7 protein-coding genes are annotated in these 11,908 nt (G+C 47.4%); 2 read left to right on the plus strand and 5 right to left on the minus strand.

The features are described from left to right. Window positions 1–16 precede the first annotated feature (16 nt). Window positions 17–2,449 (minus strand): TonB-dependent receptor, encoded by a 2,433-nt coding sequence (locus tag ABIO93_RS23090; protein WP_348072091.1) that lies wholly within the window; start codon window positions 2,447–2,449, stop codon window positions 17–19. Window positions 2,450–2,622: 173 nt separating this feature from the next. Here ABIO93_RS23090 and ABIO93_RS23095 point away from each other — a divergent pair, with 173 nt between their 5' ends. Together ABIO93_RS23095 and ABIO93_RS23100 are read left to right on the plus strand one after the other, a co-directional pair. Then, a complete protein-coding gene (locus ABIO93_RS23095; RefSeq protein WP_348072093.1) occupies window positions 2,623–3,186 on the plus strand; it encodes a hypothetical protein in 564 nt (187 codons plus the stop codon). A gap of 230 nt (window positions 3,187–3,416) precedes the next feature. After that, entirely contained in the window at window positions 3,417–4,676 is a 1,260-nt protein-coding gene (locus ABIO93_RS23100) for an Hsp70 family protein (protein WP_348072138.1), read from the plus strand. Window positions 4,677–4,886: 210 nt separating this feature from the next. On the opposite strand, the gene ABIO93_RS23105 is transcribed toward ABIO93_RS23100, so the two are convergent. The 4 genes from ABIO93_RS23105 to ABIO93_RS23120 form a co-directional block, all read right to left on the minus strand. After that, window positions 4,887–6,473, minus strand: a complete 1,587-nt coding sequence (locus ABIO93_RS23105; RefSeq protein WP_348072095.1) for a RagB/SusD family nutrient uptake outer membrane protein — start codon at window positions 6,471–6,473, stop codon at window positions 4,887–4,889. A 31-nt stretch (window positions 6,474–6,504) separates the two neighbouring features. Then, the gene (locus ABIO93_RS23110; protein WP_348072098.1) at window positions 6,505–10,008 is read right to left on the minus strand and encodes a TonB-dependent receptor; all 3,504 of its coding nucleotides are present in this window, start codon (window positions 10,006–10,008) and stop codon (window positions 6,505–6,507) included. Next, window positions 10,001–11,011, minus strand: coding sequence for a FecR domain-containing protein (locus ABIO93_RS23115; protein ID WP_348072100.1), 1,011 nt, complete (start codon window positions 11,009–11,011; stop codon window positions 10,001–10,003). The genes ABIO93_RS23110 and ABIO93_RS23115 overlap by 8 nt, the downstream gene beginning before the upstream one ends. Window positions 11,012–11,158: 147 nt before the next feature. Further along, entirely contained in the window at window positions 11,159–11,824 is a 666-nt protein-coding gene (locus tag ABIO93_RS23120) for an RNA polymerase sigma-70 factor (RefSeq protein WP_348072102.1), read from the minus strand. Window positions 11,825–11,908 lie beyond the last annotated feature (84 nt).

Here is an 11,908-nt window from a genome sequence, read left to right on the forward strand (position 1 = left end):
TTCCGTCGGCGGCTAGCTATAAATAAATCCGGTACATGATGTTGGGAAAGATGCCAAATTGCTTGAAATAACCCACTGAGCCAGGTTTACTATCGTCGTAATATTCCGAGATCCTGCTCAGGCGGTTGGTGATGTTGTCGATATTGAGGAAAAGTTCGTGGGTCGTTTTACGTTTATTGACCTTGTAACTGGCCGAGAAAGTAACTTGGTAAATGTCCTCAATCTTGTTCTCGTAGGCCTTTTTATAGTCCCATATCAATCCCTTTTCCGGGTCTGAAATGACCTGCCCGGCTCCATTCCGCAGCAATGGAATGTACTTTTTCCCGCCTCCGAAAAAGACCTTTGCATTCAAAGCGATAGTTTTGTTATGCTTGCGGCTGAGGTTAGTAAACTCCTTCCCCATCAGAACGTTCACCAAATAATTATCAGCATAGGCCGTGTTTCTTTCCTTACCATCAAGCGGTGTGTATTTGGATCGGTACAAAGAAGAGTTGATCAAGAAATAGTAATGTTTGTCAAAAAACCTTTCAATGGTTAGCTCAATGCCATAATTCCTGCCTTTTCCTTTATTAACGAGCTCCACGTAGCGAAAATCCTGGCCTTCATTAATGGTCGCATAAGCGCTGGTGTCCGAATTTTCGACAGGCAAATTGTATAAATGCTGATAATACCCTTCCGCTTTAATCCTCAGATTCTCCGTCAACCGGTATTCATACCCCGCCACAAAATGGTGCGCTTTGAGCAGCCCCAGGTTCCGGTTGGGTTCCTTGTAACTGCCATTGGGCTGTTTTACTTTTGCAAAATAATTGTGTACCCGGTCCATCGTGCTGTGCAGGCCATATCCGGCATTGAATGTTCCCCGGTTACCTGCGTTCCAGCGAACCGCCAGCCGGGGTTCGAGCGTGCTTTTGTGATTATAAAGCACATTCATATTGTGCAGTCCGGTCACAATGGTGACCCGGTTTCCCGCCCTGAGTTTCCAGCTTATAAAGTTGCGAAGCGTAGCAATGCCTTCGTCAAAGTCAGAAAGGATCTGCGGCGAGCCAATGCTATCATTCAAAAAGCTTTGCGCATAAGAAAAATTGGTATAGACAAACTTGGCCCCGGCCTCGATCCGGTTGCGTGCATTAAGCTTGTTATTGTAAGTGATCGAAGCACGGTACGCGGCGTTGTTCAACCGGCTTTTATAGGTAGGTCTTTTGTTTGCCAAAGAATCTCTGAGCCACTGGCCTGCATCATCTCGGACTTTAATGACATCGGATTGGTCGATATCTTCATTGATCCCGTTCCCCGAGAAGGAAAGCAGCGTTTTTAAAGACGCATTTTTGCGGAGTTGCAACTGATGAGAAAGGCCTGCATTCATCAGAAACGAGCGTTTTTCATAATCCTTGCGTATCGCTTCACTGGCTGACTGGTTCCCAGGAATCGGAGCTGTGCCGGGATTAAAATCGTCAAGCGTTACCTTGCTTAACCCGCCCAGGCCGAACAATGAGAATGTTCCTGCTTTTTTGGTGGGTAACAACAATTTGAATGCGCCGTCCTGAAATGTAGGGGCGCCGCCTTCTATATCCACCAGTCCTATATTGCTGAGAAGCCCGATGGTAGAATACCGGTAGTTGGCCAAAAAAGATCCCTGGTAATCTTTCTTAAACGGGCCTTCCACCGTCACATCGGCACCCAAAATGCCGAGTCCAAATATCGACTGAAAATGCTCGTTATTCCCATTCCGCAGTTTCACGTCATACACGCCCGAAAGCACGTCGCCATATTCGGCTGAAAATGCGCCTGTGTAAAAATCAGACTTAGCGAGGAGATTGTTGTTCAAAGCGCTGACACCGCCGCCCACTGAATTCTGGTCTGCGAAATGGTTAGGATTTGTAATTTCCACGCCTTCGAGCCGCCATTGTACATATTTGGGAGAGTTGCCCCGCACAATCACTTCATTGCTACCAGTAGCATTATTGGTAACACCTGCAAAATTGGACAGGATCAAAGCCGGGTCATTGAAGCCTCCTGCATATCTTTTTGTTTCGTCCAATGAAATAGACCTGCCACTCAGCAGCGCCATATCATTTTGAGCTTCACCTTTATTTTCGGTCGCGGTAACTACTACTTCATTCAGTTGCGTAGCAGCTTCCTGCATAACCAGGTCCAAAACCACTTCCTGGCCGGCATCGACGACAATGTTCGAAACCTGGCGCTGCTCATACCCCACCAGCCGGAGTTCGAGCGTCACGCGGCCCAGGGGAATTTGTTCCAATAAAAACCGCCCTGAATGATCAGTTACTGCGCCTTTTGTTGGCGTTGATCCTGCAATTATCACCGTCGCGCCGGTCAACGGTTGCCTGCTATCCGCGTCGGACAATGTGCCGCGAATGTTTTGGGTAATGTTCTGAGCACTTCCCGCCATGGCTAAAAGCGAGAAGAATGTTAAAGAGAAGTACTTCATGTTGCTTTGCTAATAGTTAATGTTTTCGCAAAGTTGAATTGAAGTTAAACGGCAATCCGTTGACTTTGGTTAAGAAATGAGGAGTGGCCGCAATACTTTTTGGAAATAGCAAAGTTGACGAGTACATTTGAGGTGTTCTATATATCTAGTACACCATTACACTTATCATCAACATGGGAAACATCATTTCGAGGTTAAAACAAAATTGGCTATTACAACTGTTCACAATTGGCTTGCGGTACCTGCTTGGATCTGCTTTTGTATATGCAAGTATTTTCAAAATTCAGGGAATAAGATTTACAGCGACATCAGGTGAAAATACGCCGATCGGCACATTGCCCCACTTTTTTGAAACCATGTATCAGGCAGGTATTTATTGGCATTTTATAGGCTGGGGCCAGTTACTAGCTGGCTTTCTGCTGATGTCTCAGGCTTTCAGCACCTTGGGTGCGGCTGCTTTTTTGCCGATCATCCTCAATATTTTCATCATTACCACTTCGTTCAATTCTCCAACCATTCTGCTGATCACATTCTTGATGTCGCTTTCAAATGTATACCTGCTAGTCTGGGATTGGAATAAACTGAAATTCATCGTCCTGCCTGAACCGCTACACTACTCGGACGATACTGCCCTGCTATCAAAATGGAAAGGCTGGACGTATGCGGGGTTGGTTTTGTTTGTCGCCGTTGTTTCCCTGAGATTATTTCAAATACATTATTGGAATAAAGTGCACTGAAACAGCTACCTACAATTCTTTTAAATTCTCTTCTGGTTAAGAAATGAAGGGCAGCTAAATCTTCCATGGCAGGGTGAGGTAAAATTCCGGCCGTGCGAGGGAAGTATGCCAATTCGAAATAAAAATCAAATGAGTACGGATGGTAACAGCTATTTTCTTGTTCTGAATCGAAATATTCATTTGCATTGCCGGGCAAATAATGAGAAATTGCGCCCCCAATTTTTCAAATGATGACAACTTCTGTTTTTTGCGGTATTGATTTCGGTACCTCCAATTCCAGTCTGGCAGTAGCAAACCAAGACGATGTTTTCCTGATTCCGGTTGAAAACGATCAAACTACCATTCCCAGCGCCATGTTCTTCGCCCGAAAGGACAACCACGCCTATTTCGGCCGTGAGGCTACCGAGCGCTTCCTGACCCGCCAGCCGGGCAGATTGATGCGAAGCCTGAAACGGGTACTCGGAACTCCTGCCATGCGGCAAGGAACCATGGTCAATGGAGAACTAATGAAATTTGACCAGATCGTTGCCTCTTTTCTGGATCAGATGAAACAAAAGGCTGAGGCCGACATTGGGGGAGAACTCCGGCATGTCGTCATGGGCCGGCCAGTGCATTTTGTCGATAACGACCCGGCTGCGGACCAACGTGCCGAAAACGAATTGAAATCTGTAGCATTGAGTCTTGGTTTTGAGCATGTCGGGTTTCAATTCGAGCCTATTGCGGCCGCGTTCGCACATGAAGCAAGGGTTGTAGGCGAGAAACTGGCCATGGTCGTTGACCTCGGCGGGGGCACTTCGGACTTTACAATTATCCGGCTTTCCAGGGAAAATGCACGGAAACATGATAGAAACGGTGATATTCTGGCTAATACCGGCGTAAGGCTTGGCGGAAACGATTTTGACAAAGACTTAAGCCTGGCAGAAATGATGCCTGAGCTAGGCTTTCGTACTAAATACGGAGGCAAAAACCTCGAAGTACCTTCCTACCACTATTTTGATCTTTCGGAATGGAGTAAGGTTAACTTTCTTTATACCAACAGAATATTATTTCAGGCCAAACAATTGCTCCGCGAAACACATGATCCGGTGCGATATGGCAGATTGATCAGCGTTTTGGAACAGGAAACCGGCCACGCGGTATTGGCAGAAACTGAAAAGATCAAAATCGGGCTGGCCAGTAGCGATACATTCGTCGCCGCGCTGGATTTCATTGACCAGGATCTTCGCATTGATGTGGCACGCGAGGATTTTAATGCAGCGATCACCACCAAAACGGAACGTATCGTGCTGGCCGCCCGCGAATGTCTGCAAGCCGCGGGCATTACCCCGGAGGAGATCGGTCTGGTCATCATGACGGGTGGCTCTACAGAAATTCCGCTCATTCAGGATCATTTCCGACGACTATTCCCGGCAGCCGACTGGTCGGAAGAGAATAAGTTGTCCAGTGTGGGGCTGGGTTTGGCTTATGATGCAAGGAACCGTTTTTCGTGAGTTGGGTGTGGTTAACAAAGTTGCGTGTAGTTCAAAGTTGAGCGTAGTTTGTAACCGCCCGGCGGCCCGGTACGTTCGAGCGTTGGCCGGTCTCTGACCGGCACCAGCACGAATTCGGTCAGAGACCGGTGCCACTCGGACGTAGTCAGAGACTACGCCCAACTTCTAGAATTATTCATGTTTTTTGAACTATCAAAAAAACATCCAATCCTAATTCCAATCATTACTAATGTCCTTGGCCACTAATGGATTGGTGTTTTTTTCAGTTAAGGGTATAGGAAATAATACATGCTTATCCTGGAAAAACGATTGGCTCGCAGCAGGGTACTTCTCTTTTTTCTCAGCATTCAATGTCTGCTTTGCAATTCCCCAGCGGATCAGGTCAAACCAGCGCACTTGTTCGCCGGACAGTTCAAGCTGGCGTTCCAGTATGATTTTCTTCATTGCTTCGTCCTTGCTACCCAGGGTTGTGTAAGCGAATGCGCCTGAGCGTGCCCGTACCTTGTTGATCAACGGCAGTGCCTCCCCTATTTTACCGGTATTGATATTGGCTTCGGCCAGCATCAGCAGCACATCGGCGTAGCGGATCACCTGTGAATTGATATCCGATTGCGGCAGTTCGCCTTTTTCCTTGTATTCGTAAGGCTCATATTTTCTCCAGCGGAAACCGTTGCCATTTTCTGCAAAAGGATATGGCTTGGCGCCACCAGTGCAATTGTCGCAAAAAGTAACATCGCCTCCGCTTGCCTTATCTCCGTAGAATGTATTCTTGGCGCGTGGATCGACATAGGTTTTACCAGCTTCGTCTTTGTAGGTGAATGCTTTTACGGCTGCATCGGAGATAAATACATTTCGCCAGTCGTTCCAGCCATATTCCATCGCCCGGCCCGTCAATGTGTTTTTGCCACTACCCGAGCCTTCTTGTGAACCGAACATATAGTAAGGACTCCCTTCTGCCCAGCCTCCCCATGCCTTGTGAGGGATGTCAAAAACCGTTTCGGCATTTTTTACAGGGGATTTGGTAAACAGCTCATCAAGATTCGGTACCAAATCGTATGTATACGGTGCCTTGGTCAGCAAGTCGAACTGCGCGGCGGCCTCTGCGTATTTCTTTTGGTACAAATAAGACTTGCCCAATAAAGCAATGGCGGCACCTTTTGTAACCCTGCCCAGGTCATTCGCACTGCTTGCATAAACCACCGGAAGTCCGGCGATGGCATTGGTCAGGTCAGATTCTACCTGCTTCCAAACCTCTTCGGTACTGGCTCTTGGTAAATAAAATTCATCATTTCCACTATAATCTTTGCGAATGGGAACCCTACCCCAAAGCGTCACCAGCAAAAACTCTGCATAAGCTTTCAAAAAATATGCCTCGGAAACATACTGGGTGAGTTTTGCCTTCTCTGCATCATTGGCAGGCGTAATCTTTGCAGCCTTGTCTATCACCAGATTGGCCCTGAATGTAACCTTAAAGGCGGTAGACCAAAGGTCATTGATTTGTGCATGATTGGAGGCATAGCTATAATCATGTAGCTGTAAAACGTCTCCCAAAAGCGGCGCATCTGCCTCTGCCTCATTCCCGGTAAGGTCCATTAAATAATAGAAGTCCCTTGAATAAAGTCCTTTGTAGAGCATCAGACCATAGGTAGCGGTTACCGCTTCCGAAATCGTGGCCGGTGTCGTGAAATAGGTGTCGTCGTTATAGCTCGCCTGGTTTTTGACGTTATCCAGCGAGTTGTCGCAGCCCGCGATGGCCAGGCAGGCCAGCGTTCCCAACGAAAGTATTTGCTTTTTCATGATGACGAAAATGAAGTTGAATAGAAAGAATTTAAAACCCGACCTGAAGTCCCAGCAAGAATGTTCTTGGCTGCGGATACTGACCTGTATCGACACCTTTTGTGAAAATAAACGACTTGGCATCATTCACACTGGCGCTTACTTCGGGATCATAGCCTTTGTAATTGGTCAGCGTGAGCAGGTTCATAGCCGTCGCGTAGATCCGGAAGCTTGAAAACACTTTGCCGGTGGCAGCATTCAATACCGATTTTGGGATTGAGAATCCAAGGGTCAGATTACGGAGACGCATGAAAGAACCATTTTCAAGGAAACGGTCGGAGGCACGTAGATTGGAAGGCGTATTTTGTCCTGATCTTGGCATATCCGTAATGTCCCCATCCTTTTTCCATGCATTCAAAACAGCAGTCGACGAGTTAAATGGACGCGTTGTACCTTCTGTCCAATAGCGCAGCGCATTGTACACTTTCACATCGCCGATCCCAGCCAGTCCCATCGAAAAGTCCCAGGCCTTGTAGGATAAATTGACAGAACCGCCATAAGTCCAGACCGGTATAGCTGACCCCAAAAATGCCTGATCCGCGTCGGTAATGTGTCCGTCACCATTCAAATCTTTATAAACGATATCGCCTGCTTTCAAGCCATCCTGATAAGTTTTGAAACCCTTCCCGATCGCTTGTTCATTGTAATTGTTAACATCGGCCGCACTCGACACCACGTGATCTACCTGAAAACCGTAGAATGAACCAATTGCCGCGCCTACATCCGTTTTGGTAATGTTGATCCCGCCGTTCGTCGAGCCACTCACGATGGGGCCACCGTTTCCAAGCGAAACTACATTGTTCTTATTGTAGCCGGTATTGGCGGATACGCTGTAGTTGAAATCTCCCGCTTGCCCAGCATACGACAATGCCACTTCAAAACCCTTGTTGATCGCATTCGCCGCATTCTGCACCATGCTCGCATCATTATAAACGTCCCCCAGACCAGTCGATACCGGCAATTTTACGTCGAGCAGCAAATCTTTGCTGTTGCGTTTGTAATAGTCCACGCTAACCTGCAGTCTGTTTCGTAACAGTCCAAAATCCAGCCCGAAATCCGTTTGGGTCGTTTCCTCCCATTTCAGGAAGGGGTTAGGAACGCGGGTTACCGTAGCGCCTTGCTGAAATGCCTTGTTTTCTCCGAAGGAATAGACAATGTTGTTATTTCCATAACCCCTGTAAACAGTCGGGTCAGTCAGGAACAAGCCAATGTTAGCGTTTCCGGTGATACCCCAGCTACCTCTGATTTTCAGGTCGGAAATAAAGGACACATTCTTCATAAAATCCTCATTAGCAACCTTCCAAGCCGCGCCTACCGAAGGAAAATTTCCTTTCCGGTGCGCTTTTCCAAATGCAGGGTTAATGTCCTGGCGTATAGAAGCGTTGATCAGGTATCTGTCGTGAAAGGCGTAGGTAATGCGACCAAAATAGGAGCGCGATGCATACACACTTGACCCGGCACCTGTAATGCTATTGGATTTGGACACGCCGATCTGTTTGATCAGGTCATTCGTAAATCCCGACCCCGTCAGATTGACACTCCTGCTTCTGTTGCCTTCGTTGAAGGTATTACCAGCCATGACCGAGAAATCGTGACGGCCGAATGTGCGGGAGTAAGTCAGGATGTTTTCAATGATCGGTGAAACTGAGAACGAATAACTCTCATCGATTTTGCGGTCGGTTTTCAGGTTGCCGTTCAGATATTCGCCGGTATAGTTGTAGCTGTTGCTGTTGGAAAGACCAATGTTTGCCTGCGTCCTGAATTTCAGGCCATTGATAATATCTACCTCCCCCCAAAGCTGGAACAGGTTAGAAACGCCTCTTGACAGTTTTTCGGTTAGGTAAATGCCTGGCAGTGGATTCAATGCGTCATTCTGGTCCAGAATGGTAGTAACCCTGCTGTATCCTCCCAAATTCGTCGGGTCCATGGTTGGCGCGTAGGGTGGCATGCGCAGCGCCTCTACAAAGCTCGCCACATTTCCGGTTGTCCTGTTGTATTTGAAATTGATCGTCTGTCCAAGTCGGATCCTTTTGCCTATCTGCTCTTCCAGCTGCGTCCGCAAATTGATCCGCTCATAGCCAAAATCCTTCATAATCCCTTCCTGGTTGGTATATCCTGCCGAGAAATTGTAAGTCGCTTTTTCGCTCCCGCCTGTTACATTCACATGGTGCTCGGTCACTTTTGCACTGCGAAAGATCTCCTTTTGCCAGTCCGTCCTGGTCACCAGCACGTCGGGTGTGTTGAGTTTATCGGGTACCTTATTTCCCTGTGTTTCATCAATGTCCTTCACCAGCTGAACATACTGGGCAGCATCGAGCATATCCAGTTTTTTCCATGCTTGCGCTACGCCCACATAACCATTATAGGTCACTTTCGGCGTACCTGCTTTTCCTTTTTTGGTAGTGATTAACACCACGCCATTGGCGGCCGATGCTCCGTAAATGGCCACAGATGCAGCGTCTTTTAAAACCGTAATATCCTGAATATCATAAGGGCTCACTGAATTGATATCCCCACCCTGAATACCGTCGATCACATACAACGGATCTGAGTTGGTCAGGGAACCGACGCCGCGAATGATGATTTTCGCATTCGAACCGGGTAATCCGCCGGTATTAACGATCTGAACACCTGCGATTTTTCCCTGCAAAAGCTGCTGGGCCGAGGTAGCCGATACATCCCCAAATTCTTTGCGGCCCACCACTGAAACTGCGCCGGTCAGGTCTTTCTTTTTGGCCGTTCCATAACCGATCACAACCACTTCCTCCAAAGCCTTAGTATCCACCGACAGCGCGACATCGACTACCGAACGGTTCCCAATAACCTCTTCCTTAGGTAGATAACCCACGAATGAAAAAATCAGAATAGCGTCTGCACCGGCTCCGGTGATCTCGTATTTGCCTGATATATCCGTAGTAACACCGCGCTGAGAGCCTTTGAGTACCACGCTAACACCCGGCAACCCATCTCCGCGCTCGTCACTCACTTGGCCTTTCACCGTCACCTCTTCCGGGCCGGACTTTGTTATTTTTGAAACGGAAACGTCAGGCCTGGTCATAGACTCGGGAGACGAAACCGGCGCAATGGTCGCACTTTCAATGGTAGCGATGCCAGCCTCGGGAGCCTTTTTTTCAAACCTGGAAACGATCACATATGCTTCCTTACCCGCTTTTTTGAAACGAAGGTTGAACGGTTTGAGCAGGTCGGTCAGTTGTTTTTCCAGCTTGCTTCCATCCTGGCGATAGTCCGCGCCGGTGATCGTGATATTTTTGACTGTTTCTTCTTCGAACAGTATGCTCACCTGGTGTTGCTTGCCCAGGTCTATAAGTAAGTCTTTTAGGTTTTTGGCTCTCTGACGGCTTTCTTCATGCTGGGGCGCATTCCGCTGAGCCGCGGCCGGCTGGCTGGCAAATGAAACACCCTGCGCCGTGCAAAGCTGCTGAACAGATAACATGGTCAGCACGATGCGGGTCTTTTGTAGAAATCTGCTACTCATGATTTGGGTTGGTTTCTGATTTTCTCAATTCTATAAATTCGTTGTGTTTGACCACTTCCAGGTGAAGCAGCTCAGATAATATGGCCAGGAGGTCGTCGGCTTGCTTGGCTTTGTATACACCGCCGATGCGACATTTACCCAAAACGGGATCCAGTATACGTACATTCACCTTGAAGCGGTCATTCATTTGCTCCACCGCCTCAGATAAAAGTGTATTGTCGAAATAGAACATATCTTGCTTCCAAGCGACAAACCGCGCAGGTGTGGCCGAGGAAGTAAGGGTAAACTGTCCGTTTTTTTCGGTGGAGAAAAGATTGCCTGGTTTCATGTAGAGCTGTTTTCCTTTGGGCAGACTCAGTTTCACTTTTCCTTGCGTCAAAAAAACCTTGGTGCCACGTTCCCGCGAGAAAGCCACAAACTCAGTCCCAAGTACCTCAATGAGGTAATCCTTGTCCATTCTCACAATAAAACGACTGTCTGTTTCGGTATGGACTACTTTGAACTCGGCTTCCCCTTCCAGCATTACCTCGCGGTTACCCGATCCAAAACCCAGTCTTGGAACCCGTAAAACAGAATTAGCATTTAGTACCACTTTTGTTCCGTCCGAGAGCTGGTAAGAAGCGATCCTGCCATTTTCCGAGCTCAGTGATTTGTACAGCAACTCTTTCCTGAAAACAAAACCGGCCACCATCAGCAGACATGCCGCCACTGCACTATAAAGCCACGCGCTTTTCAGTATTAAAAATTGGTTTTTCTGGGTCCGGAGTAAAGGAATTTCAATGTCTACCTCTTCATTATTGATCAATGAAATGTATTCGGACAGTGCGCCTTCAACCTGTGGCGAAAACTGTGGATGACGGCTTTCCCATTCGTCCAGGTAATGATAGTAGAGTTCTTCATTCTGCGGGTCAGCAAGCCAGTCCTCGACAAGCTTGCGCTGAATGGATGTAGTCCTTCCGTCAAAAAAATCGAACAGGACATCTTTAGATAGGGATTCTTTCATTTTATACTTTTTAGCTTTTACAGTCCGATCAGATCTGTTTGGATGATTTCAGAGCAACCACAAAACCATTATCGCATGGACACGGAAATGTTTATTTTAATTATTTAAAGAACAGACAAGTACGGTGTTCGCAACCCCATGCCGCATTCACACTTTAATTGAAAGCAGTAGCGTAATGCATATAAGCCAGCTGTCTTTCAATCCATTGCGGAGCCTTGCGATGGCGCGCGTGATCAATGCCTCCACCGACTTGGGTGTGATCTGAAGTTCGGCCGCGATTTCTTCAAGGCTTTTGCCTTCTACCCGTTTCAGCAAATACGCCTTCCTGCATTGCGGTGGCATTTCCTGCACGATCCGCTCTACCTGCTGATGCAGCTCATTGTATTGCAGCGCCTCACAGGGATTGAGCGAATGAGCGACAAATGGGGTGCTCACAATTTCCAACGGAGACGTCCGGTTCAAATCCCATTTCAGATAGTTATAAGAACGGTTGCGGACGGATTTGTAGAGATAAGCACGGTAGGAAGTGGTGATCAGTTCAAAAGTCCGGCTCTGCCAGAATGCCGCAAATACCTCAGAAACAATGTCCTCGGCAATTTCGCCCGAATGCACAAACCGAATGGCGTGGTTGCACAAATTGGTATAGTACTTCCGGAACAGCAACTCACATCCTTTTCGGGGGTCTTCGCTAAACATTTCCCGGATCAGGTATTCGTCGTGGAGCATGACAGGTTCATTGTCCTGCGCAGACAGATCCATGACCTCTTTTTCGGCTGATTGGGGCGGTAATTTTTTTGTAGAATTAATTGCCATATTATTTCATTAACCCAACTATGTATTTACAGTTTAATCAAACAGACAAGACCACAAGCCCTATCCCCATACTATAAATAATAT

The organism is Dyadobacter sp. (genome assembly GCF_039919315.1).
Lineage (GTDB): Bacteria > Bacteroidota > Bacteroidia > Cytophagales > Spirosomataceae > Dyadobacter.